Genomic DNA, 24,852 nt, shown 5'->3' with positions numbered 1-24,852 from the left:
TAATTTTTTATTGGTTTATGCTTACGCGACTCTTTTGAAAGAGCCGCCTACGCTTTTTAATACTATTCTAACGCTGCTGCTCCACCAACGATTTCCGTAATCTCTTGCGTAATCGCTGCTTGACGCGCACGGTTGAATGAAAGTGTAAGTGAATCGATAACTTCCATTGCGTTGTCTGTAGCACTCTTCATTGCTGTCATACGCGCTGCGTGTTCACTTGCTTTACCGTCTAGTAATGCACCGTACACTAAGCTTTCTGCGTATTGTGGCAATAGTACTTTTAAAATTTCTTCTTCAGAAGGTTCGAATTCATAAGCTGTCGTCTTTTTATCAGACGCCACATCAGTAAGCGGTAAAATTTTATTTTCCGTTACTTCTTGTGAAATTTTACTTACATAGTGGTTGTAGTAAATATACAGCTCATCATAAGCTCCATCTGCAAACATCGCAATTGCTCGAGAAGCAAGATCTTTAATATCAGTAAATGATGGATGGTCAGATAGTCCAACTACTTCATCAATGATGTTAAAGCCGCGACGTTTTAAATAATCACGTCCTAGTCGTCCAAGCACAATAATAGAATATTGGTTTGAATCCATATTATGACGTTCACGAATTACGTTACTAACTGTACGTAATACGTTACTGTTATAACCACCTGCTAGTCCGCGATCCGATGTAATAACGATGTATCCTGTACGCTTTACAGGACGCGCATTTAGCATTGGATGATTAATTCCTTTGCTTCCTTGCGCAATGCTCGCTACTACTTCTTGAATCTTTTCCATATACGGAACGAAAGATTTAGCATTTTGCTCTGCACGGTTTAACTTAGATGCAGATACCATCTCCATCGCTTTCGTAATTTGACTCGTTTTCTTTGTCGAGGTAATCTTCGCTTTTATATCGCGTAAAGATGCCACAGGTTTTCACCACCTTTTTTCCGGAAGTTGGCACGATTAGTAAGAATCCTCTTCCTAATCTACGTTGCAAGATATTCTTGCTCATGATTGAAGGAAAAGAATGGGTGCACCTACTCTTTTCCTTTACATAACCGTCAGCAATCTCAAAAATTGAGATGCCTTTATATATTATCTAACTCCAGCGGCTTGAACGAGCCCCTGGAGCTTTTATTTATTACTCAGAAGCTACGAATACTTTTTTAAATCCGTTAATTGCTGCTGCAAATTTGTCGTCATCCGCAAGTTTCTTAGTTGTGCGGATTTCTTCTAATAAGTCAGTCGCATTAGAATCTAACCAAGCATGGAATTCTTCTTCGAAACGAGTGATATCTACTACTGGGATATCATCTAGGAATCCACGTGTTAAAGCGTAAAGAATGATAACTTGTTTCTCTACACGTAACGGTTTGTGTAATCCTTGTTTTAATACCTCAACAGTACGAGCACCACGGTTTAGTTTCGCTTGAGTTGCTTTATCAAGGTCAGAACCGAACTGAGCGAACGCTTCTAACTCACGGTAAGATGCAAGGTCAAGACGAAGTGTACCTGATACTTTACTCATCGCTTTAATCTGAGCAGATCCACCAACACGAGATACAGAAGTACCCGCATCGATCGCTGGACGTACGCCAGAGAAGAATAGGTCAGATTGTAAGAAGATTTGTCCATCCGTAATAGAGATTACGTTTGTTGGGATGTATGCTGATACGTCCCCTGCTTGTGTTTCGATGAAAGGTAGTGCAGTTAAAGAACCGCCGCCTCTTGCATCACTTAATTTTGCTGCACGCTCTAATAAGCGAGAATGTAAGTAGAATACATCCCCTGGATAAGCTTCACGACCTGGAGGACGACGTAATAGTAATGACAGCTCACGGTAAGCCGCTGCTTGTTTTGATAAGTCATCATATACTACTAATACGTGTTTACCATTGTACATGAACTCTTCACCCATTGTTACACCAGCATAAGGAGCTAAGTATAATAATGGAGCTGGTTGAGAAGCAGATGCAGTTACAACGATTGTGTACTCTAATGCACCGTGCTTACGTAGTGTTTCTACTACGTTACGTACAGTTGATTCTTTTTGTCCGATAGCTACATAGATACAAATCATATCTTCATCTTTTTGGTTAATGATTGTATCAAGTGCAACTGCTGTTTTACCTGTTTGGCGGTCACCGATGATTAACTCACGTTGTCCACGGCCAATTGGTACAAGAGCATCGATCGCTTTAATACCTGTTTGAAGTGGTTCATGAACAGATTTACGATCCATTACACCTGGTGCTGGACTTTCGATTGGACGAGTGTTTGTTGTATTGATTGGGCCTAAACCATCAACTGGTTGACCTAATGGGTTTACAACACGACCGATTAGTTCTTTTCCTACTGGTACTTGCATGATGCGACCAGTACGACGAACTTCGTCACCTTCACGGATTTCTGTGTAAGGTCCTAAGATAATAATACCTACGTTGTTTTCTTCTAAGTTTTGTGCTAGTCCCATAACGCCGTTAGAGAACTCTACAAGTTCACCAGCCATAACGTTATCAAGACCATGAGCACGCGCGATACCGTCACCAACTTGGATAACTGTACCAACATCACTAACTTCGATTTCAGACTGATAGTTCTCGATTTGTTGCTTTATCAGTGCGCTAATTTCCTCAGCTCTGATGCTCATGTGCTTCACCCCTATCTATTCTTCATTAATTCACGTTGAATACGTGCTAATTTGCCTTGTAAACTTCCGTCATAAATGCGATTTCCAATACGTACTTTAATGCCGCCTAGTAAATCTTCATCTACAACATTTTTCACGCGAATTGCATCTCTTCCCGTTCTCTTTGCAAATGCTTCTGCAATGTTAAGCTTCTCTTCTTCTGATAGAAGACGAGTAGAATATACAGTTGCGTCCGCTACGTTACGTTCTTCATTAGCAAGAACAACATATTCATCTGCAATTTCAGGTAAAATATCAATGCGTTTGTTATCAATTAAAATATATAACGTATTTAAAATAGATTCAGAAACAGATCCGAATACGTTTGCAAGAAACGTTTTCTTTTGTTCCTTTGAAATGTTCGGTTGCGTTAAAAAGCTATGTAGTTCTCCGTTCTTTACATAAACGTTTTGTACAAGGCGTAATTCCTCTTCAAACATTTCTAATACGTGTTTTTCTTTAGCAATTTTAAAAAGAGCGACAGCATAACGTTTTGCTACAATCCCATTGCTCATCGCGCTTCTCCTACTTCTTTAATATAATCGCGAATTAACTTCACTTGATCTTCTTCTTTTAATTCTTTTTCAATTACTTTAGAAGCAATTTGAACAGATAAAGAAGCAACTTGTTCTTGTAAAGCAGCAATCGCTTGCTCTTTTTCGCGTTGAATTTCTTGTACAGCAGATGCTTTAATTGATTCTGCTTCTTCTTTCGCAGCAGCAACAATAACATCTTTTTGATCTACAGCTTGTTTTTTCGCTCTTTCGATTAACTCTTGTGCTTCAACACGTGATTGTTTTAACATTTCACGTTGTTCTTCTACTAACTTCTTCGCTTCAGCGTTACTTCTTTCTGCAGCGTCGATTTCATTAGTAACATGCTCTTCACGTTCTTTCATAATTCCCATTAAAGGACCCCACGCAAATTTGCGTAGCATTACTAATAGAAGTAAGAAAATGAACAATGTATAAGCAATCGTTCCAAATGGAATGGCAGCCCCTAATAATAAAGTTGGCACAAGGATTCACTCCCTTCAAAATATCTAAATTGATCATATGAAAAAAAAAGACATACGTTTCATTCATAAAGCAATGGCGAAGAAAGTTCGGAAAAACACTCTTCGCCATCTATGTAAGGGGAGTCTCCCTTATTTGTTCATTACGATGAAAGCAATAACTACACCGATGATTGGAAGTGCCTCAACTAAAGCAACCCCGATGAACATAATTGTTTGAAGTGCGCCTTTTAATTCTGGTTGACGAGCAACACCTTCGATTGTACGTGATACGATAAGACCGTTACCAATACCTGCACCTAATGCTGATAAACCAATTGCAATTGCAGCTGCGATTACACCTAAACTCATTTAATTTGTCCTCCTTTGTATTATAAAAAAATAATTTTTTTCTTACTTAAATTATATTAATGGTCATGACTGACTTTATGAGCCATATAAACCATCGTTAACATAACGAAAATAAATGACTGGATTGATCCAACGAATACGCTGAATCCCATCCATGCTAACATTGGTACAAGCGCACCCAATGCTCCAAGGAATGATGCCCCGCCTAACTTAGCAAGTAATCCTAATAAAATCTCACCTGCATAAATGTTACCGAATAAACGAAGACCTAACGTTAATGTGTTAGCAAACTCCTCAATAACCTTTAATGGGAATAAGAATTTCATCGGTTGGAAATAACCTTTAACGTATTCTTTCGTACCCTTCATCTTAATTCCATAATAATGGGTGAGGGTAACTACCATCACGGCTAATGTTAATGTAACTGCTGGATCAGACGTTGGTGATCTCCACCATGCAATATGTTCGCCAGCCTCAACTGTTGAATACATGAATGGTAAACCAAGGAAGTTCGATACGATGATAAACATGATAAGCGTAACGCCAAGCGTTAAGAAACGTCCACCTGTTTTCCAGTCCATCGTACTATTGATAATCCCTTTCACGAAGTCAAACACCCATTCCATGAAATTTTGCATTCCTGTTGGGCGAAGAGCTAAGCTGCGAGTTCCGATAACAGCGATTAAGAAAACAATAACTGCTGCTACAGTAACCATCATAACTGATGACAAATCGAACGTTAAACCTAGAAATTCAACTAATCTACCGTGTTCCACTAGTAATTCACCTCTCTTCCCTGCTCTTATACTCTAAATAAAGAAAATCTATGATCATGACAAGGTATCCTGTCAGCAATCCCACACCTAAGCCCCACATCGCAATTAACTCTTGATATTTGGCTGCAAATAAAATTAATAACCCAATCGTGGCGAATCTCGAATATGTACTTACCGCTGTTGCTTTAAACTTCACGTTTTCTCCATTTGTTACGCGATCCAACAGCTTGTCTGTTCTACGTGCAATGATGCGCAAACTAAGAAAACTGAAAATCGTTCCGATAATCAGCCCAAGAAACACATCCTTGTAAGAGGTGAATCCCCATCCTAGTACTAGAAGCGCAAGCAAGTAGTACATATATTTCTTTTGTCTTTGGACAAGTCCATGTACGTCTATCATCATTGCTCTCCCGAATAGTAATGTCGAATGAGTCGAATCATTGCGTATACCCCTGTTCCTAATCCAAGTAATAACCCTATAATAAGAAACAATGGAAACGTTCCAACCTTATTATCAATCCACTGCCCACCAAAGATTCCAACAAGAATAGAACCGACTAACTGAGCAAGAATACCTGACATTAAAGCATAAGCTTTTATATGGCTGCGATCGTTTTTTTGCAAGGATTCATCCCTCCAATATGTAACCCTCATTCACGATGTGTTAATAATAACTCATTTTTCTGCATAAATCCTATACAAAATAAAAAGTTTACATTTTCGTCACGGAATAGATGTATTTTTGTCACTGAAAGCCCTACCATCTATCCCCGTTGTTAGCATACAATAGGGTATTAACAGTGTCAACGAGAAATCGTAAAAAATCAAAAAATTTGAGTATTAGTCATTTCCTCCCAAAAATGAAAACGTTCCCCTTCTAAATACTGGTTAGAGATATGCAATTTCTAACAGTTTTCTCTTTATAATAGAAGAGAATGTTCACAAGTTTGTCACTATTATATTTTTAAGATATAACGCTTTCCTTCCATAATATAGTGCTCTTTAGACGTAAGACTTCTATATTATATGTGAAGTGTATGCAACTTATGTTGTATATACTATGTATATTTATCCCCCCTCCCCTACCTAATCGAGACATAAAAAAACGAGAGGGGAATCCCTCTCGTCAGTTGTCTTACTTCGTTCCGAATAAACGGTCACCAGCATCACCAAGACCTGGTACTACATATCCGTGGTCATTTAATTTCTCATCTAATGCTGCTACATAAATATCAACATCAGGATGTTCTTCTTGTACTACTTTTACTCCTTCTGGAGCTGCAACGATACACATTAATTTAATTTGTTTTGCACCGCGCTTTTTCAGAGAGTTAATTGCTTCAGCTGCAGAACCACCTGTTGCTAGCATCGGATCTAGTACGATAAAGTCACGTTCTTCTACATCCGTTGGAAGTTTCACATAGTATTCTACCGGTTGCAATGTTTTAGGGTCACGGTATAAACCAACGTGTCCTACTTTTGCTGCTGGAATTAATTTCAGAATTCCATCAACCATTCCTAAACCTGCACGTAAAATCGGAATTAAACCAAGTTTTTTACCAGCGATCACTTTTGTTGTCGCTTTGCTTACAGGTGTTTCAATTTCAATGTCTTTAAGTGGAAGATCGCGAGTAATTTCGAAAGCCATTAAGCTTGCTACTTCGTCCACTAATTCACGAAAATCTTTCGTACCTGTATTCTTATCGCGAATATATGTAATCTTATGTTGAATTAACGGGTGATCAAATACATACAGTTTTCCCATGTGAATCTCTCCTTTAGATGATATTCATGCGTTTACACGCTTTTTTACACTATTTACGATTGTAAAGAAAACGCTACTAATATTCAAGGGCAAATTTGGCAAAATCATGATTTTACGATGAATCTATCTAGTATCTTTACCAATTATGGGAGCTGTATCCTTCATTATATCGCCAAAATTTATTCATCATTTGTATACATACTTAAAGAACAATATATGTCCAAAAAAAAAGACTGCCAAAACAATTACGTCTCAGCAGTCTTCTTCCATTTATTATAGGTCTGTGTACATTGGGAATTTGCTCGTTAACGCTTCTACACGCTTACGTGCTTCTTCTAATGCAACTTCATTTTCATGATTTTTTAATGTGTAAGCAATAAGTGATGCAATTTCATCCATTTCTTCTAAACCGAAACCACGAGATGTTACAGCTGCCGTACCGATACGTACACCGCTTGTTACAAATGGGCTTGCTGTTTCAAATGGAATTGTATTTTTGTTCACTGTAATACCAACTTCATCTAATACGTGCTCTGCTACTTTACCTGTAATTTCTAAGTTACGAACATCAATTAAGATTAAATGATTGTCTGTTCCACCAGAAACAAGTGTAAGTCCTTCTTTTTGAAGACCTTCAGCTAAGCGATTCGCATTATTAATGATATTTTGTGCATATGTTTTAAACTCATCTTGTAGTGTCTCACCAAACGCAACAGCTTTTGCAGCAATTACGTGCATAAGTGGACCGCCTTGAATACCAGGGAAGATTGATTTATCAATTTGTTTTGCAAATCGCTCTTCACATAAAATCATACCACCACGTGGACCACGTAATGTTTTATGTGTTGTCGTTGTAACGAAATGTGCATGCGGTACTGGGTTTGGATGTAAACCAGCAGCTACTAAACCAGCGATATGTGCCATATCAACCATAAAGTATGCACCCACTTCATCTGCAATCTCACGGAATCGTTTGAAATCGATAACACGAGGATATGCACTTGCACCTGCAACGATTAATTTTGGTTTATGTTCTTTCGCTTTTGCTAATACATCATCGTAATTAATACGGTGAGACTCGGCATCCACGCCATATTCTACGAAATTATATTGTACTCCACTGAAGTTAACAGGGCTTCCGTGTGTTAAGTGACCACCATGGGATAAATTCATACCAAGTACTGTATCGCCTTGCTCTAAAATTGTGAAGTATACTGCCATGTTCGCTTGCGCACCAGAATGTGGTTGAACATTTACATGCTCTGCACCAAAAATTTCTTTCGCGCGATCACGTGCGATATCTTCCACTACGTCTACGTGCTCACAGCCACCATAGTAACGTTTTCCAGGATATCCTTCAGCATACTTATTCGTTAAAACAGAACCTTGTGCCTCCATTACTGATTCACTTACGAAGTTTTCCGAAGCAATTAACTCAATCTTTGAACGCTGTCTTCCTAGTTCTGCCTCAATTGCAGCAAATACCTTTTCATCTTGACGTTTTAAATGATCCACCAAAATCCCCCTTTTCTGAACGAATTACATCGATTCCCAATAGTTTTTTCTCATTTATTCAGAAAAAACGAAAATTCAGGTTGTAATTCTTTCGAACCTTCATGTTTTCAACTACATTCTAACATGACTTTCTATATCATAAAAGAAAAAAAAGACCGAAAATCGGTCTTTTCTTTCTTCTATGATAAAGTCAGACAACATACCTTATTCGTAGGATACAATGAAACTTTAACGGCAAGTGATAGTCTCTTCCTTCGCCGCATAAACAGCACGTGCTCCACCAATTAGTTTTCCACGTGTTGTTGCCATCGTTACATGCGCACTTCCAATTTCCTTCACACTTGTACGAACCGGAACAGCTACATGCTTTAAATGCATACCGATAAATGTATCGCCAATATCCATTCCTGCATCTGCTTTAATAAACTCAATTACTACCGGATCTTTCAAATTGTGATAAGCATATGTTGCTAATGCACCACCTGCTGATCTAACAGGCGTAACTGTTACAACTTCAAATTGATATTTCATCGCCAACTCTCTCTCAACTACTAAAGCACGGTTTAAATGCTCACAACATTGAAACGCCAACTCAATACCTGTTTGCTCTTGAAATTGTTTTAACTCAGAAAAAATCGCCTCTGCTACTTCCATCGTTCCTGATGTTCCAATTCTTTCTCCTAGCACTTCGCTCGTACTACACCCCACTACAAAAATTTGACCACTTTGTAATGAAGCTTGTTCTTGGAAATCAGAAAGCGACATTTGTAACTGTTCTCTTACCTTTACGATTTCTGTCATTACGCCTCTTCCTTTCACAGGTTGGTTCACCAAATTATATTTCATACTGCTTCTAGTTAGAATCTATTACTTTGCTTCGTATGTTTTAATTTTTCCTACGCGGTTTTCGTGACGGCCACCTTCATAGTCAGTTGTTAACCAAATTTTTGCGATGTCACGTGCTAGACCAGCACCAATTACACGCTCGCCCATTGCTAGCATGTTCGTATCATTATGCTCTCTTGTTGCTTTCGCACTGAAAGTATCATGAACTAACGCACAACGAATACCATTTACTTTGTTTGCCGCAATTGACATACCGATGCCTGTCCCACAAACTAAAATACCACGATCTACTTCGCCATTTGCTACCATTTCCGCTGCTGGAAACGCAAAATCAGGGTAATCAACAGAACCAGCTTCACATTCACAACCTAAATCAATATATTCAATATTTAACTCTTCTAATAAACTTACAAGTTCTTTACGGATATTCATACCGCCGTGATCAGATGCTACTACTACTTTCATTTTTACCCCTCCAAAGTTTCAATCCATTATCTTCATTTCTCACTCGCTACCTTAATGGAACGAAGTGATCTCCAATATCGTATTATACACGAAACATCAACCTTCTGAATGTTTTTTCAGTAAAGTTTGTACAAGTTTTTCCATCTCATCTAACGTTTCTTTATAAATATAGAGAGAGCCCCCAAATGGATCTGAAATATCCTTACTTATCCGATACGATAAACTTAACTAAATCTATACAATTCAATCAAATTCACACGAGTTAGTGCTTCATCGTGTTCTCGCAACCCCGAAGGGACGAGGGGTATAACACTCCGCAACATGAACAAATCTTGCTTGAGGCGAACCATTTATCAGCTTTTACATACGCAATGCCATACTTCTCGCACTTGTATGATAAACAATGAAAGATTTGTTCTTCTGAATAGTAGCGTGTTCCACCAGCATTCTCCTGAGACTACTCGGATGCAAACCTGTTAATTCTGACACTTGACTAACTCGTAAAAATTTCATTATTATTCTTACCTCGTTGAACCTAACATGGCACGTACGTTCGATGGATTCGATGAGGTTTGATAGATTTAATTAAATGTATCTCGTTCAACTAAGGGCGCAATTCCTTAGCCAGTTCTCTTATGAACTTCTCATATTTTCACATGAGCGCAGACTATATGTTTATCTCCTTAGAGATAGAGGATTTTTCCACCACCATAGGCTTGTGGTGTACTCTCGTCAGTTATACGAGATAGTCGTTGAACGTTCATCTTATCCATTTTAACTTAGATGATTCGAGGCGGAAGACCCATTGTTCTAGTGTTTAGGATTTAACCTTGCACCATCTGATTGATTTTTTCTGCTTTCGCGACATTCACGCTCGCTATTTCTAGCCACGTTGTAGTTCAATCAGCTTTAGGGATTGCCCGCAGTTAACCCTCACTACTAGCCAATCACTTGACTAGCAGGGCTTACTGATATATTTAATTAACTTTGATTATAATTGGTTAAATAAATTGTAACAGTTAGTTACCCCTCAGTTACTCCATATAATGTATCTACTTTCTTTTCAACACCCGGATAATGCCCAAGTACAATTTGCTTATGGTTTTCCGTCATTGTTACTATAATATCTGCCCAATCAATCAAGGTTTCGTTCACCTGCTGCGCGGCATGATCGATTGCAATTCCCTTTTCCGCTAAAGCTTCCTTTGCATGTACCGACGCATCACTTCCAGGATAGGCGAAAACACCAGCAGATTGCACTTCAAACTTACCTTTTCCATGATGACGAAGTAACGCCTCAGCCATCGGACTACGGCATGTATTTCCAGTGCAAACAAATAATACTCGTTTCATCTAAACCCACCTCTTTTCTCTGCTTCCTTTCCTTTATCATAGCGTACATAAGAATAGAACAAAAGAAATGTGAATATACAAAAGGCGCATTTCTCTTATATTTTTTCTAAGAAAAATGCGCCTTATCCACATATATGTGAAACCCTATTTCCAAGTGCCTAGAGTATTTTAACATACATAGCAAGCGTACTACAAAACAAAATAAGGAATCCATTTCATACGAAACGGATTCCTCTTATACAATAATTATTTCATTGTAACTTTCATTACTTCTGTTGAACCTTTTGTAGCTGTTACGCCTACAGTTGTTTTAATAGACTCAGCTGCATCTGTGTTTGTAATAACGATTGGAGTAATTGTACTTTTCGCTTTTTCACGGATTAAGTCTAAGTCGAATGAGATTAATTTATCTCCCGCTTTTACAGCTTGGCCTTCAGAAACGTGAGCTTCGAAACCTTCGCCTTCCATTTTTACAGTTTCTAATCCAACGTGGATTAAAATTTCTGTACCGTTTTTCGCTTTAATTCCTACAGCATGTTTTGTGTGGAATAATTGTACGATTTCACCATCAACTGGAGATACAACTACACCTTCAGTAGGATCGATTGCAACACCTTCACCCATCATACGACCAGCGAATACTGGATCTGGTACTTCTTCAATATTTTTCACTGCTCCAGTTAATGGAGCTACGATTGTTTCTTCATTTGTTTTTGAACCAAGACCGAATAATTTTTTAAACATAGGATAGTCCTCCTTATAATTTACCTAAAAGTTTATAGGGCAATCCCTAGTAAAGATCGGGATACATGTAAGACTTCATACTTCGAATATTATACTGTAAAAACGCTTTCGAAATAAATTACGTCATTACTAATAGACTCTTATTGTAGCGCTTCATAAAATTCCAGTCAATTCTGATTGTCTGAATAACAATAAGAAAGTTAACTTCTACTTATATTTTCTCTTTTTTCGTCCGACATGTCTAGAGGTCTTTACTACATTTTGTTTTTTGTTGTTAATTTGTAAAATTTTTTTCAAACTTTTTTCAAAACCCACTTGACTAAAGTAAGTAACTATTTTATTATTACTTACATAAGGTAAGTTAATAACTTTTAGGGGGTTTTCAAAAATGATGGATTTCGGTCTTCTTATTATTCGTCTTATTATAGGTATTACATTCATGGGTCATGGTGCTCAAAAATTATTTGGTTGGTTTGGTGGCTACGGCCTGAAAGGAACAGGCGGCTGGATGGAATCAATCGGTTTACGCCCTGGTGTATTCATGGCATTTATGGCTGGCGCAACTGAATTATTAGGTGGTTTCTTATTCGCATCAGGTATTTTCACTGCAATCGGCTCATTATTTATCGTTGGAACAATGTTAATGGCAATCTTCACTGTTCACGGAAAAAATGGTTACTGGGTAACCCAAAACGGATATGAATACAACTTAATGTTAATCGCCGTTGCTATCGGGGTAGCTTTAATTGGACCTGGTGCATACGTTTTATTATAATTTTTATCTTGAACTCGAGATTATTTAGACGGAACTTACTTCATTGCGGTTGAAGTAAGTTCTTTTTATGTAATAAAAATATTATTTTCAGCAGGAGTTTTCCACTAACATCTTGTAAACAAACAATAAGTCGTCATATTTAGAAAGGGGATTTTAAACATGTTATCCATTAATCCAAATGAACAAACGGAAAAAGATAATTACAAATTATTAACGGGAAGTATTATTCCACGCCCTGTCGCGTTCGTTACTTCTGTAACAAAAGACGGCGTATTAAACGGGGCACCATATAGTTATTTCAATATTGTCGCTGCTAATCCACCACTTATCTCAGTTTCTGTACAACGAAAAGCAGGAACACCGAAAGATACTTCTCGAAACGCAATCGAAAAGGGGGAGTTTGTCGTACATATTTCTGATGAATCTTACGTAGAAGCAATTAACGAAACAGCAGCTAACCTCCCACCAAATGAGAGTGAAATTGAACTAGCAAAACTAACACCAATTGAAAGTGATGTCATCTCTGTTCCAGGTGTGAAAGAAGCAAATATTCGAATGGAATGCGTACTAGAACGCGCAATCCCTCTTGGTGGAACAGAAGACTCACCAGCTTGTGATCTACTAATCGGACGCGTCGTTCGTTTCCACGTCGCAGAACACCTATACGAAAATGGCCGCATTCATGCAGAAGCACTAAAACCAGTAAGCCGCCTAGCAGGACACAACTACGCAAAACTAGGAGAACAATTTGAATTGGTGAGGCCAATTTAAAAGCGGAAGCGGCTCGCCCAGAATCGCAGGGCATTGGAGCTCTCGACCTTGAAGCACTTTTTGCTTCATGCGAGAGAGCGAAATGACCGGAGATTCTAGCCACTGGAGCTAGATAATACCTAAAAGCGGAAGCGGCTCGCTCAGAATCGCAGGGCATTGGAGCTCTCGACCTTGAAGCGCTTTTTGCTTCATGCGAGAGAGCGAAATGACCGGAGATTCTAGCCGCTGAAGCTGGATAATACCTAAAAGCGGAAGCGGCTCGATTCCTTCCATCACTTAAATATAAAATCCCCTGCTAAATAGCAGGGGATTTTATCATTGTAATTCTTCCTTCTTTTCTTCTAAAGTAGGCACTTTCTCTTTTTTCGGTTTCCCAAGCTTAATTACTAAGAAGTATAGGGAAAGCAATGTAATAAGAAAAACAATTAAAAACGGGTATGGAGAATAAAAAGCACGCGCTGCCTCCGTTTTTCCCGCGACAAACTTCAATGACTCAATATCTAAAAACTCAGCAAACATTTGTACACCGAGCATACTAAACCAAAAAACAAAAAAACTAATAATAATACCAAAAACTTGTTTCAATCTCGTCATCTATCTCATCCTTTCTATATATGTAATTTTTTAGCGCAATGAGTATAGTACAAACAAAACTATGTACAGAAAGGAACTATTTTATCATTCGCGAATTAACTTCATCCAACCTAAAATTGAAATTTGCAAAATAATACCCCAAATAATAAGCAGTCGTAACCATCTAGGAAAGAAAGTTACAAATTGAATATACCATTCCAATAACTTTTTCATAGCGCCCTCACCCTTAAAATTATATAGGAAAAAGGAGATATAATCCAAATCCAACCAAAATGATACCACCTACTATCTCACCATATGTACCGAGCATATCTTTCGCATGTCTACCAATTAATAAACCAATCCATGCTAATAACATACTAACAAATCCAAAAAGTAATATCGTAATAATTGTCTGTGCTCCGTAAATACCAAGACTAAGCCCTACTGAAAAACTATCTATACTAACGCCAAATGCAAATACGAATAAGCTAATTCCAATAGGGGCCGTTTTAGTCTCTTCATTCTCCAAAATAGAGGAATATACAATATAGAATCCTAGTCCAATTAATAAAATAGCACCTGCAAAATGTGCAATATCTCCATACTTCTCTGATAAAAAACGACCTAATACCATTCCTATAAATGGCATGATAATATGAAAAATCCCTATCGTCATACCGATATACAGGATTTGTCTTACCTTTAAGGTCATCATTCCCATACCAAGACTCACCGAGAACGCATCCATTCCTAAGGCGAATGCCATAATTATTAAAGGTAGTAGCTGTTCAAACGTCATTCATGTCCCTCCTCGGACGTGCTACTTCACAATATGCTTATCCGAGGAGAAATATTCTGTTTGCTAATCTTACCTTATCATTCAGTAATAATATGATGTCCTGCCGCTTTTGTTAAGCGATTCATAATTGCATTTCCTATTCCTTCATTCGGGAATGATTCGCTAAAAATAACATCCACTTCACTTGCATCAAACGTTCTAAGTACATCATATAATTTAGTCGCAACGCTAGCTAAATCACTTCGAACACCACAAGATAATATAATATCCGCGCTATACATATGCTGATACTCTTCTGTCGTTAATACCCCTACTTTAAATCCTTCTTCCTTTTTCTCATCCACAAGGTGCTGAATAAACTCACGTGATCCTTCAACAATACTAAGTGGCGCTTTCGGTGCATAATGTGTATATTTCATTCCAGGTGATTTTGGTTTTTCTTTCTCGTCCTTTAAAGCCGGATCTAAAGAAACAGTGCCAATCACCGCTTCCAATTGTTCTTTCGTAATCCCACCTGGACGTAATATCGTTGGAACAGCGCTCGTACAATCAATTACAGTCGATTCCACACCTACTCCTGTTGCACCACCATCTACAATACCTGCGATTTTCTCATTTAAATCTTCATATACGTGAGACGCTAGCGTCGGACTTGGGCGCCCAGAACGATTCGCACTCGGTGCGGCAACAGGTACATTTGCCTCCTCAATAAGAGCAAGCGCTACTGGATGATCAGGCATTCTTACTCCAACCGTATTAAGTCCTGCCGTCACCTTCTCTGAAATCCCCTCTTTTCTAGGTAAAATAATTGTTAACGGGCCTGGCCAAAAATGCTCCATTAACTTCTCTGCAACTGGCGGGATTTCCTTCACAATTCCATCTAATTGCGATTTTGTACCGATGTGGACAATAAGTGGATTATCACTCGGTCTTCCTTTCGCTTCAAAAATTTTCGCGATTGCTTCGTCATTCATCGCGTTCGCACCTAGTCCATATACCGTTTCTGTTGGGAAGGCAATTGCCTCGTTTTCCCTTAATAATTTTGCTGCTTCTTGTAACTGTGGATAATATTTTTTTCTTTCCACAACATTATCCACAACCCACATATTTGTATGCATTTTTTCCCACGTCCTTTTCTACCCTGAAATACTTGTCTATTTTTAGTTTACTATGAGATTTATCCAAAAGACAAACAAGGTTTATCCACAAAATGTGGATAAACCTAATTAATCCGTGGATAACTTTGTGAATAGCTGACAATTTAGTATTATTGCATTTGGCTCTTTTATATTTTTACAAAAGTGTTCTAACTGTCGAATTCCCTCTGGTACGTTTTCTTTCTCTATAGTAATAAAGTCAAAAAACTGAAAGATTGTTATAGATTGTGGATGATTTGTTAGTAAGTACAATTGTCGAATATTTTTTTCTTTCATATACCGCAAAAACATTTCAAAAAAATATAAGAAAGTCTGTTTATCCACATTAGGTGTGAATAAACAAGAACGAATAAGTGCGTTTTCTTCACTTTGTTCATATCCAATGACAGCTCGTATTTCTTCCGCCTCTTCCAAAATCATAAATTGCGCGTATAACTCATTTATTTTATCATCTTTTTTATTAGCTTGTCCGAAAAAAGAATGCAATCTTTCCACATCCGCTTTCGTAGCAAAATATACCTTCTTCATAGTAAATCCCTCCTCTTTTTTATATATGAGAAGGGACCTATTAATAGTACTATTTAGAGAATAAAGATGTAAAAGCTTCTACAATAAATAACTTAACTTCTGGCTTTTCTTCTTCCTCTACTTTTACATACTCATTTTTCTTTTCTTGTTTTTGTTCCACAGGTTTCTCCATTTTGTCCACAGTTTTTGTTTCTTCTTTACTCACAGGTTGTTCTTCTACCTTCGTTTCATTTTTTACTACTTTCTTTTCAGACGCTGTTACTTTTTTTGCTACTTCCTGCTTTACAACTTTCTCTTCTTTCACCGCACCCTCTTTTTTCTCTTTTGTATCTACTACTTCCTCATCTAATTGTTTTCCCTGCTCCTCTTCAGGAGATTCAGCCTTCACCACATGTTCTTCTTTCCTTACAGCTGTACCACTTGAAAAATCTAAGAAACACATCGGTGGAAATAATACACACCACCAGTTTGCCCCTTCACCTTCCCCAATCGTAATCAATACTGCCTCATATTCCCCTGCTGGATAAATAAAATTCCCATATACCTTTGTAGGAAACTTTACATTCTTACTGAATTTCACTTGAAATGAATCTTTACTTCCTTCTTCTTTTAACGTATTTGCCACTGTTTTTTCGATTTCTGGAATATGACTTTGAATGACTTTACGCGCCTCTTCAAATGAAGTTAAATCCGCTACCCATCCATCAATTTGTGCTTTTACTTCATCACGCACTTTGCGCTTTAGCGCCTGATCTTTATCTGAATCACTATTTGCTAAAATCCGTAATCGAACGGCCTCTTTCGGAATAACTGAAGGCCCTTTCGCATCAGCTTTCATATATCCAAACTGCACAAGCAACTGTGCACCAATTAATAATAGAAGAAGATAAGCAATAACTTGTTTTTTCATTTCCTCCACCGTCCCTTCTACAAACAGTGTGGACAGACTTTCATCTTTCTAAACTATTAAATTCAAAATCTATATAAATTTTCCCACAAAAAAATAGAGTAAGGTGTGAACCTTACTCCATCTCTGCAAATACCATACGGTCTTTCCCATTAATATCAAAAACAACCTCAACATGAGCATGTGGAAAAGCTTGTTGTAACAGTCCCTTTACATCCTCACCTTGTCCTACTCCAATTTCAAATGCCACAATTGCTTTCTTCTGCAACACATTCGGCAATTCTTCCATAAAACGGCGGTAGAAATCTAATCCGTCTTCACCGCCAACAAGCGCTCTCTTTGGCTCATGCTCCTTCACAACAGTAGAAAGACCACGCCAATCTTCCTCTGGTATGTACGGAGGGTTGGAAACAACAACATCTAACTGCTGACCTGTTTCATAAAACGGAGACAGTAAATCGCCGTGATAGAAAGTTACATCCGCCCCTAAAGTCTTTGCATTTTCTTTTGCAACTTCAATCGACTCCTGCGCAATATCTACCGTATACACATGAAGATTTGTATTTTCTAAAGCAAGCGTAATAGAAATCGCTCCACTACCTGTTCCAATATCCGCTATGTGAAGCTCCTCATTACCGAAATGGCGCTCAATTCTCTCTAGCACTCCAACTATAAGTTCCTCTGTTTCCGGTCTTGGTATCAATACTTCTTCATTCACAAAGAATGATCGGCCATAAAACATTTCATAACCGAGCATATACTGGATCGGAGTACCTTCTACGTGCTTGTGGATAAATTCTGCAAAACTCTTCTCTTGTTCCGCAGTTATTTCTTCACGCATATTCATGAGCATCCCGGTTCTATTCGTCTTTAATACATGACAAAGGACAATTTCTCCCGCATTTTCATCTCGTCCATTTTCCTGTAAAAAAGAAGAAGCCCATTTCAGGGCTTCATAGACACGCATTACTCAGCTGCCTCCATCTTTTGAGCCTGATCTTCCATCACTAAGGCATTGATGAAGTCATCTAACTTACCTTGTAAGATTTGATCTAGCTTTTGAATCGTTAAACCGATTCGATGGTCTGTAACACGGTTTTGCGGGAAATTATACGTACGAATACGCTCTGAACGATCACCTGTACCAACAGCTTGCTTACGGTTTTGATCATATTCAGCTTGCGCTTCTTGTCTAAACTTATCATAAACACGTGCACGTAATACTTTCATTGCTTTTTCTTTGTTCTTAATTTGTGACTTCTCGTCCTGACAAGATACAACTACACCAGTCGGTAAATGCGTTAAACGTACCGCTGACATTGTTGTATTAACACTTTGTCCACCAGGACCACTAGAAGCAAATGTATCAACACGAACATCTTTTTCATGAATAGTAATTTCTACTTCTTCTGCCTCTGGTAATACAGCTACAGTTGCTGTAGATGTATGAATACGTCCACCAGATTCCGTTTCAGGAACACGTTGTACACGGTGAGCACCATTCTCGAATTTCAGCTTCGCGAAAGCACCTTTACCGTTAATCATAAAGATAATCTCTTTATATCCACCTAACTCTGTATAGCTCGCTTCGATAATTTCAGTTTTCCAACCTTGTACCTCAGCATAACGGCTATACATACGGTATAAGTCACCAGCAAATAAAGCGGCCTCGTCGCCACCAGCAGCTCCACGAACCTCAACGATAACGTTCTTATCATCATTAGGGTCTTTTGGAACAAGTAAAATTTTCAGACGTTCTGATAATGTTTTCTCTTGTCCTTCTAATTCAGAAACCTCTTCTTTTACCATATCACGCATATCAGCGTCTAACTTATCTTCTAACATTGCTTTTGCATCTCTTAATTGCTCACGAACATCTTTATACTCACGGTACACCTCTACCGTTTCCTGCATATCAGATTGTTCCTTTGAATACTCACGAAGCTTATTTGTATCGCTAATAACCTCTGGGTCACTTAACAATTCATTTAACTTCTCATAACGATCTTCTACAGCTTGCAAACGATCTAACACACCATTCACCTCTACATCCTAGTATCTAATACAAATAGTATATGGTACTTAATCCAAAAAACGCAAATTATATTTAAAAGCGCAGGCGGCTTGCTCAGCTCTGACTGCCTAAGGTTCTTAGCTATATATACGAAGAGCTAGTCCCAATCTTCATCTATTTTCGAAAAAAACCCGCTCTACATAGCGAGTTTCATTTATCTTTGTTTTGTAGGTACTGCATGACAATGACGACAACGTGGTTCATACGATTCTGAAGCCCCAACTAAAATAATTGGATCATCAAATGCCGCCGGTTCTCCATCGATTAAACGTTGCGTACGACTTGCAGGAGATCCGCATGCAGAACAAACTGCCTGCAATTTAGTTACATGTTCAGCAATCGCCATCAGCTGAGGAACTTGTCCAAATGGTAGACCACGGAAATCTTGGTCTAATCCAGCTACAATGACACGATAGCCACGATTTGCCAATACTTGCACCACTTCCACAATGTCCCCATCAAAAAATTGTACCTCATCGATTGCAATAACATCCATTTCTTCTGTTACATGGTTAAATATATCTTTTGAAGCTGAAACAGGAACTGCTTTAACCTTCAATCCATTATGTGATACAACATCTTCTTCACTATAACGATTATCAATACATGGTTTAAATACAATCGCATGTTGTTTCGCAAATTGTGTACGGCGTATACGGCGGATGAGCTCTTCTGATTTTCCAGAAAACATACTCCCGCAAATCACTTCAATCCAACCATTTTGATTCATTAAGTACATTGAGCTCTCCTTTCATCTACTTTCCTAATCCAAAGTAGGGTAAAGGTTTAATATTTTTTGCAAAAAAAACAGACAAGCGAATACATACACTTGCCTGTTTTATGTTCTTTATTACTTGATACCGTATTTCTTATTGAAGCGGTCAACACGTCCGTCTGCAGTAGCAAACTTCTGACGTCCAGTGTAGAATGGGTGAGAATCAGAACTGATCTCAATTTTTAGTAATGGATAAGTGTTACCATCTTCCCACTCAACAGTTTCGCTAGAGCCTTTAGTAGACCCGCTTAAGAATTTGAAGCCTGTGTTCGTGTCCATAAATACAACTTTATTGTAATTTGGATGGATTCCTGCTTTCATTCTTTTCATCTCCTTCCGCCCTGAATCATTTTCGAAACAGAGTTTTTCATCTTCAGCTGCTTACACAACTATATTGATGAAACACATATGATGAAATTATAACAAGGCTAACTCCATTTTGCAACTACCTGTTTTTGTCTTTTTAAAATTAAAAGTGAAGGCAGCTCGTTCAGCTCTGACTGGCTAAGGTTCGCTCGCACAAAATGTGCTCTTTACCTTTAGTGTGAGCGGTTCTTAGACACGAAGAGCTAGCCGTGGAGCTGGATATTAATTAAAAGCACAAGCGGCTCGTTCAGAATCCAGGACACTTCAAGCTCTCGACCCAAATATGATTTTTATCTCAAAAAATAAAATTTTTCCCATATATTACTCTCTCTAATATCCCCTTAAAAAACATAAAAAACTCGCTTATCACAAAATAAGCGAGTCCCAATCTTTTCCCTTTACTTAGTTGTTACATACCTTTTCGAGTCTGCAACAATGTTTTGTAAAAATTCTTCATTTGTCTTTGTTTGACGAAGTTTACGTAAGAAACCTTCGACAAAGTCTGGTGTATCACGCATTGTTTTACGAATACCCCATAGCTTGTCTAAATGTTCTTTCGGAATTAATAGATCTTCTTTACGTGTACCAGAACGGCGAATATCAATTGCCGGGAAGATACGACGCTCAGCTAATGAACGATCTAAGTGAAGTTCCATATTTCCAGTTCCTTTAAATTCTTCGTAAATTACATCGTCCATACGAGATCCTGTATCAACAAGCGCTGTTGCTAAAATCGTTAAGCTACCGCCTTCTTCAATATTACGTGCAGCTCCAAAGAAACGCTTCGGTCTATGGAAGGCAGCTGGGTCGATACCACCCGATAATGTTCTACCACTTGGCGGAATAACAAGGTTGTAAGCTCGCGCTAAACGGGTAATACTATCCATTAAAATAATAACATCTTTTTTGTGCTCTACAAGACGCATTGCACGTTCTAACACAAGCTCCGCTACTTTAATATGATTTTCTGGTACTTCATCAAAAGTAGAACTTACAACATCTCCTTTAACAGAACGTTCAATGTCTGTTACTTCCTCTGGACGCTCATCAATTAAAAGTACAATTAATTCAGCTTCCGGGTGATTTGTTGTAACACTGTGTGCGATTTCTTTTAATAGACTTGTTTTACCAGCCTTTGGAGGCGCGACAATTAAACCACGTTGTCCAAATCCAACTGGTGCGATTAAATCCATGATGCGTGTCGGTAACTTTTTCGGTTCCGTTTCCAATTTCATTTGGCGATCTGGGTATAATGGTGTTAATGCAGGGAAATGTACACGCTCTTTTGCTGACTCTGGATCATCTCCGTTTACAGCTTCAACTTGTAATAATCCAAAATAGCGTTCATTTTCTTTCGGAGGTCGTACTTTACCAGAAACTTTATCTCCATTACGTAAATCGAAACGACGAATTTGCGAAGCTGAGATATAAATATCTTCTGAGCTTGGAGAATAGTTGATAGGACGTAGGAATCCAAATCCTTCTGATTGAATAATTTCTAATACGCCTTCCATGAAGAAGAAACCTTCTTTTTCTGCTCGAGCTTTTAAGATAGCGAAGATTAACTCTTTTTTCGTTAATTTGCTATAATACGAAATCTTAAATTCTTTCGCAAGCTCGTATAACTCTTTTAATTTCATGTTTTCTAATGCTGCAATTGACAAATTCATTCAGACACCACACTTTAACGTTATTCTCTTTTCACATGGGTAAAGGGAAAAAATACGGAAGGCAAATAATTAATAATGAAAGGCAATAAGTTCAAGTAGGGTAATATTCACTATTGTAACCCTTTTATCTAGTTTTAATCAATACGTTGAAACACAAATACAAGAAGCGAAGACAAGAAAATTTGTCTTCGCTTTTTATATTTCTCTCTTTTTTCTACTTACCCTATTTTAAATGGCAATAAATAAGGTATTTATGCTTCTAAAAGAGCCGCTTCCATTCTGAACGAGCTGCTTACACTTTTTACTTAATAACCAAGTTCGGTTTTTTATTCAAGCTATGACGTCCGTCTACGAAGCGTACTGTGCCTGATTTCGCGCGCATAACAAGGGATTGTGTTGTTCCAACGCTACCTTTAAATTGAACGCCGCGTAATAGTTCTCCGTCTGTTACGCCTGTTGCTGCAAAGATTGCATCGTCACCTTTTACTAAGTCTTCCATACGCAGAATACGATTTATATCTTCAATACCCATTTTTTTACAACGAGCTAATTCAGCTTCATTTTGAGGCAGAAGCTTTCCGTGGATTTCTCCACCTAAACATTTTAATGCAACTGCCGCTAATACACCCTCAGGTGCTCCACCAGAGCCGAATAAAATATCTACACCTGTGCGATCAAATGCAGTATTGATTGCGCCAGCTACGTCTCCATCATTAATCAATTTAATGCGAGCACCCGCTTTACGAATTTCTTCGATAATCGCTTGATGACGTGGACGGTTTAAAACTGTCGCTACAACATCTTCAATATCTTTATTTTTCGCTTTCGCAACCGCACGTAAGTTATCGATAATAGGCGCATCAATATCGACCGCCCCAACCGCTTCTGGGCCAACCGCGATTTTATCCATGTACATGTCAGGAGCATGTAACAAATTACCATGATCTGCAATTGCAATAACAGCAAGAGCATTCCATCCACCAGCTGCTACAATATTTGTCCCTTCTAAAGGATCAACTGCAACGTCTACACGTGGTCCATATCCTGTACCTAATTTCTCTCCGATATACAGCATTGGTGCTTCGTCCATCTCACCTTCACCAATTACAACTGTACCTTTCATCGGGATTGTATCAAATACATCACGCATAGCTGATGTTGCTGCACCGTCTGCCTCATCCTTTTTCCCGCGCCCCATCCAACGCGCTGATGATAATGCTGCAGCCTCTGTTACACGTACTAACTCCATAGATAAACTTCTTTCCACGATAATCCCTCTCCTTTAAGTCTTTATATTTCTGCCGTATTTTGTGAACCGTGTTTTTCTATAAAGTGTACTTCCGCAAGTAGTGATGCTTCGCTTCCCCCTTGCGGAAGTATCACTTATGCGTTCTTCATCTCTTCAATTTCTTGACTTGTCATTTGTTCTCGCCAAATGTTTGCGCCAAGCCCTTTAAGCTTGTCTACTATATTTTCATAACCTCGATCAATATGCTCAAGTCCGGTTACTTCTGTAATTCCATCCGCCATTAACCCTGCAATAACAAGGGCCGCTCCAGCTCGTAAATCACTCGCTTTCACTTTTGCACCTTGCAATAAAACGGGACCAGTTACAATTGCCGAACGACCTTCTACTTTAATTTGTGCATTCATACGACGTAACTCATCAATGTGTTTAAAGCGCGCGCCGTAAATCGTATCCGTTACAACACCCGTCCCATGCGCCTTTGTTAAAAGCGTCGTAAATGGTTGTTGTAAATCTGTTGGGAATCCTGGATATACAAGCGTTTTTATATCAACTACTTTTAACCTTCTATTACCGTTCACTGTAATTTGGTCATCATTCGTTTCAACTTGGACACCAGCTTCTCTTAACTTCGCCGTAACTGACTCTAAATGCTGAGGAATAACATTATCAACCGTTACTTCTCCTCCTGATGCAGCTCCTAAAATCATATACGTACCCGCTTCAATACGATCCGGAATGATAGTATGGTGACAACCATGCAGTGAATCCACACCATCAATTCGAATTACATCTGTGCCAGCACCTTTAATGCGTGCACCCATGCTTGTTAACAATGTAGCTACATCAATAATCTCTGGCTCTTTCGCTGCGTTTTCAATAACAGTTCTACCTTTCGCTCGCACAGCTGCTAGCATAATATTAATCGTAGCTCCTACACTAACAACATCTAAATAAATACGTGCCCCGCGCAATTCATCTGCTCTTAAATAAATCGCACCCTGTTCATTCGTAACATGTGCACCTAACGCTTCAAACCCTTTAATATGCTGATCAATCGGCCTCGGTCCTAAATGACATCCACCCGGAAGCCCAATAACAGCTTTTTTAAAACGGCCAAGCATCGCACCCATTAAATAATAAGAAGCACGCAATTTTTTCACTTTTCCATTCGGTAAAGGCATCGCAACCATGTTAGAAGGATCGACTACCATCTCTTCCTCCTGTCCATAAGTTACTCTTCCTCCAATTTCTTCTAGCAAGTCTCCTAACATTTTCACGTCCGAAATATTAGGGACACCACCAATAGTTACTGGAGTATCTGCTAAAATTGTCGCTGGAATTAGTGCAACGGCGCTGTTCTTTGCACCACTCACTCGAATTGTTCCATTTAAAGCTCTTCCGCCTTCAATTAGCAATTTTTCCATATTGAGCTCCCTTCTTGTGAATGTATTTACTTTCTATATCTTTATAGAAAGCTCCCCTTAAGAATCTCACTCACTCTTCCACCCTAAAACTCAATAAATAGGAAACCATTATCTTCATTTCTCCCGTAATACGAATAGATAAAGATTAACTATTCATCGAATTTACTTTATAAACTTAGATACATTATCACATTTATTAATAGGACTATGCACATTATTTTCTATTTCAAAAACAAAATGATAAAAATCTTTAGACTTGTTCACGC

29 protein-coding genes and 3 pseudogenes are annotated in these 24,852 nt (G+C 38.4%); 2 read left to right on the top strand and 30 right to left on the bottom strand.

All coding sequences use genetic code 11. The features are described from left to right. Nucleotides 1-62: 62 nt before the first annotated feature. The 17 genes and pseudogenes from atpG to ACUN28_RS02480 all read right to left on the bottom strand — a co-directional run bounded on the left by atpG (nt 63) and on the right by ACUN28_RS02480 (nt 11,515). On the bottom strand, nt 63-923 hold the full coding sequence (gene atpG, locus ACUN28_RS02560; protein WP_016085478.1) for a F0F1 ATP synthase subunit gamma: 861 nt from the start codon (nt 921-923) through the stop codon (nt 63-65). A gap of 214 nt (nt 924-1,137) precedes the next feature. Beyond that, nucleotides 1,138-2,646 (bottom strand): F0F1 ATP synthase subunit alpha, encoded by a 1,509-nt coding sequence (gene atpA, locus ACUN28_RS02555; RefSeq protein WP_000027521.1) that lies wholly within the window; start codon nt 2,644-2,646, stop codon nt 1,138-1,140. A gap of 11 nt (nt 2,647-2,657) precedes the next feature. Continuing rightward, nucleotides 2,658-3,200: a F0F1 ATP synthase subunit delta gene (atpH, locus tag ACUN28_RS02550; RefSeq protein ID WP_016085477.1), complete on the bottom strand. Its 543-nt coding sequence runs from the start codon at nt 3,198-3,200 to the stop codon at nt 2,658-2,660. After that, nucleotides 3,197-3,703, bottom strand: a complete 507-nt coding sequence (gene atpF / locus ACUN28_RS02545) for a F0F1 ATP synthase subunit B (protein WP_001142618.1) — start codon at nt 3,701-3,703, stop codon at nt 3,197-3,199. Before atpF ends, atpH begins: the two co-directional genes overlap by 4 nt. Before the next feature lie 129 nt (nt 3,704-3,832). After that, nucleotides 3,833-4,051 (bottom strand): F0F1 ATP synthase subunit C, encoded by a 219-nt coding sequence (atpE, locus tag ACUN28_RS02540; protein WP_000052064.1) that lies wholly within the window; start codon nt 4,049-4,051, stop codon nt 3,833-3,835. A 56-nt stretch (nt 4,052-4,107) separates the two neighbouring features. Further along, on the bottom strand, nt 4,108-4,827 hold the full coding sequence (gene atpB, locus ACUN28_RS02535; RefSeq protein ID WP_016085476.1) for a F0F1 ATP synthase subunit A: 720 nt from the start codon (nt 4,825-4,827) through the stop codon (nt 4,108-4,110). A 7-nt stretch (nt 4,828-4,834) separates the two neighbouring features. Beyond that, nucleotides 4,835-5,227 (bottom strand): ATP synthase subunit I, encoded by a 393-nt coding sequence (locus ACUN28_RS02530; RefSeq protein ID WP_000567600.1) that lies wholly within the window; start codon nt 5,225-5,227, stop codon nt 4,835-4,837. Then, a complete protein-coding gene (locus ACUN28_RS02525; RefSeq protein WP_001171223.1) occupies nt 5,227-5,451 on the bottom strand; it encodes an AtpZ/AtpI family protein in 225 nt (74 codons plus the stop codon). The genes ACUN28_RS02530 and ACUN28_RS02525 overlap by 1 nt, the downstream gene beginning before the upstream one ends. A gap of 26 nt (nt 5,452-5,477) precedes the next feature. Further along, nucleotides 5,478-5,591: a DUF4024 domain-containing protein gene (locus ACUN28_RS02520; RefSeq protein ID WP_000232961.1), complete on the bottom strand. Its 114-nt coding sequence runs from the start codon at nt 5,589-5,591 to the stop codon at nt 5,478-5,480. A gap of 371 nt (nt 5,592-5,962) precedes the next feature. Continuing rightward, nucleotides 5,963-6,592 (bottom strand): uracil phosphoribosyltransferase, encoded by a 630-nt coding sequence (gene upp / locus ACUN28_RS02515; RefSeq protein ID WP_000517539.1) that lies wholly within the window; start codon nt 6,590-6,592, stop codon nt 5,963-5,965. Between the two features lie 273 nt (nt 6,593-6,865). Further along, nucleotides 6,866-8,107: a serine hydroxymethyltransferase gene (gene glyA / locus ACUN28_RS02510; protein WP_016085475.1), complete on the bottom strand. Its 1,242-nt coding sequence runs from the start codon at nt 8,105-8,107 to the stop codon at nt 6,866-6,868. Nucleotides 8,108-8,335: 228 nt separating this feature from the next. Beyond that, nucleotides 8,336-8,953 carry a TIGR01440 family protein gene (locus ACUN28_RS02505; protein WP_016136088.1) on the bottom strand — a complete coding sequence of 206 codons (618 nt, stop codon included), beginning with the start codon at nt 8,951-8,953 and terminating at the stop codon, nt 8,336-8,338. Between the two features lie 21 nt (nt 8,954-8,974). Continuing rightward, on the bottom strand, nt 8,975-9,418 hold the full coding sequence (gene rpiB, locus ACUN28_RS02500) for a ribose 5-phosphate isomerase B (RefSeq protein WP_016085473.1): 444 nt from the start codon (nt 9,416-9,418) through the stop codon (nt 8,975-8,977). A gap of 96 nt (nt 9,419-9,514) precedes the next feature. Next, nucleotides 9,515-9,640: pseudogene (locus tag ACUN28_RS02495) on the bottom strand (low molecular weight protein arginine phosphatase); the annotation flags it as partial. A 67-nt stretch (nt 9,641-9,707) separates the two neighbouring features. After that, nucleotides 9,708-9,827: pseudogene (locus tag ACUN28_RS02490) on the bottom strand (zinc ribbon domain-containing protein); the annotation flags it as partial. 617 nt (nt 9,828-10,444) lie between these two features. Further along, a pseudogene (locus ACUN28_RS02485) lies at nt 10,445-10,771 on the bottom strand (low molecular weight protein arginine phosphatase); the annotation flags it as partial. A 246-nt stretch (nt 10,772-11,017) separates the two neighbouring features. After that, nucleotides 11,018-11,515, bottom strand: coding sequence for a PTS sugar transporter subunit IIA (locus ACUN28_RS02480; RefSeq protein ID WP_016085471.1), 498 nt, complete (start codon nt 11,513-11,515; stop codon nt 11,018-11,020). A gap of 388 nt (nt 11,516-11,903) precedes the next feature. Between ACUN28_RS02480 and ACUN28_RS02475 the strand changes: the two genes are divergently transcribed. Next, nucleotides 11,904-12,290, top strand: a complete 387-nt coding sequence (locus ACUN28_RS02475; protein ID WP_000968618.1) for a DoxX family protein — start codon at nt 11,904-11,906, stop codon at nt 12,288-12,290. A 159-nt stretch (nt 12,291-12,449) separates the two neighbouring features. Beyond that, nucleotides 12,450-13,061 carry a flavin reductase family protein gene (locus tag ACUN28_RS02470; RefSeq protein WP_016085470.1) on the top strand — a complete coding sequence of 204 codons (612 nt, stop codon included), beginning with the start codon at nt 12,450-12,452 and terminating at the stop codon, nt 13,059-13,061. A 315-nt stretch (nt 13,062-13,376) separates the two neighbouring features. On the opposite strand, the gene ACUN28_RS02465 is transcribed toward ACUN28_RS02470, so the two are convergent. The 13 genes from ACUN28_RS02465 to murA form a co-directional block, all read right to left on the bottom strand. After that, nucleotides 13,377-13,655: a DUF3935 domain-containing protein gene (locus tag ACUN28_RS02465; RefSeq protein WP_016085469.1), complete on the bottom strand. Its 279-nt coding sequence runs from the start codon at nt 13,653-13,655 to the stop codon at nt 13,377-13,379. An 84-nt stretch (nt 13,656-13,739) separates the two neighbouring features. Beyond that, a complete protein-coding gene (locus tag ACUN28_RS02460; RefSeq protein WP_255290081.1) occupies nt 13,740-13,868 on the bottom strand; it encodes a hypothetical protein in 129 nt (42 codons plus the stop codon). A 19-nt stretch (nt 13,869-13,887) separates the two neighbouring features. Next, on the bottom strand, nt 13,888-14,436 hold the full coding sequence (locus ACUN28_RS02455; protein ID WP_016085467.1) for a manganese efflux pump MntP: 549 nt from the start codon (nt 14,434-14,436) through the stop codon (nt 13,888-13,890). 77 nt (nt 14,437-14,513) lie between these two features. Next, on the bottom strand, nt 14,514-15,554 hold the full coding sequence (locus ACUN28_RS02450) for an L-threonylcarbamoyladenylate synthase (RefSeq protein WP_016085466.1): 1,041 nt from the start codon (nt 15,552-15,554) through the stop codon (nt 14,514-14,516). A 108-nt stretch (nt 15,555-15,662) separates the two neighbouring features. After that, nucleotides 15,663-16,121, bottom strand: a complete 459-nt coding sequence (locus tag ACUN28_RS02445; protein WP_016085465.1) for a hypothetical protein — start codon at nt 16,119-16,121, stop codon at nt 15,663-15,665. Between the two features lie 49 nt (nt 16,122-16,170). Next, nucleotides 16,171-17,031, bottom strand: a complete 861-nt coding sequence (spoIIR, locus tag ACUN28_RS02440; protein ID WP_016085464.1) for a stage II sporulation protein R — start codon at nt 17,029-17,031, stop codon at nt 16,171-16,173. A 112-nt stretch (nt 17,032-17,143) separates the two neighbouring features. Continuing rightward, the gene (gene prmC / locus ACUN28_RS02435; protein WP_016085463.1) at nt 17,144-17,995 is read right to left on the bottom strand and encodes a peptide chain release factor N(5)-glutamine methyltransferase; all 852 of its coding nucleotides are present in this window, start codon (nt 17,993-17,995) and stop codon (nt 17,144-17,146) included. Next, nucleotides 17,995-19,062 (bottom strand): peptide chain release factor 1, encoded by a 1,068-nt coding sequence (gene prfA, locus ACUN28_RS02430; protein WP_016085462.1) that lies wholly within the window; start codon nt 19,060-19,062, stop codon nt 17,995-17,997. The genes prmC and prfA overlap by 1 nt, the downstream gene beginning before the upstream one ends. 194 nt (nt 19,063-19,256) lie before the next feature. Then, nucleotides 19,257-19,841: a thymidine kinase gene (locus tag ACUN28_RS02425; RefSeq protein ID WP_000281086.1), complete on the bottom strand. Its 585-nt coding sequence runs from the start codon at nt 19,839-19,841 to the stop codon at nt 19,257-19,259. 111 nt (nt 19,842-19,952) lie between these two features. Beyond that, nucleotides 19,953-20,198 (bottom strand): type B 50S ribosomal protein L31, encoded by a 246-nt coding sequence (locus tag ACUN28_RS02420; protein ID WP_000643447.1) that lies wholly within the window; start codon nt 20,196-20,198, stop codon nt 19,953-19,955. Between the two features lie 443 nt (nt 20,199-20,641). Continuing rightward, nucleotides 20,642-21,913 (bottom strand): transcription termination factor Rho, encoded by a 1,272-nt coding sequence (gene rho / locus ACUN28_RS02415; protein ID WP_001053898.1) that lies wholly within the window; start codon nt 21,911-21,913, stop codon nt 20,642-20,644. Nucleotides 21,914-22,214: 301 nt separating this feature from the next. After that, nucleotides 22,215-23,180: a class II fructose-bisphosphatase gene (gene glpX, locus ACUN28_RS02410; protein WP_000442336.1), complete on the bottom strand. Its 966-nt coding sequence runs from the start codon at nt 23,178-23,180 to the stop codon at nt 22,215-22,217. Nucleotides 23,181-23,296: 116 nt separating this feature from the next. Continuing rightward, nucleotides 23,297-24,586, bottom strand: coding sequence for a UDP-N-acetylglucosamine 1-carboxyvinyltransferase (gene murA / locus ACUN28_RS02405; RefSeq protein WP_000413265.1), 1,290 nt, complete (start codon nt 24,584-24,586; stop codon nt 23,297-23,299). Nucleotides 24,587-24,852: the final 266 nt, after the last annotated feature.

The sequence above is a fragment of the Bacillus sp. WC2507 genome, assembly GCF_052656125.1.
Note: the sequence above shows the minus strand (reverse complement) of the source record. Positions and strands in the feature narration are given on the sequence as shown.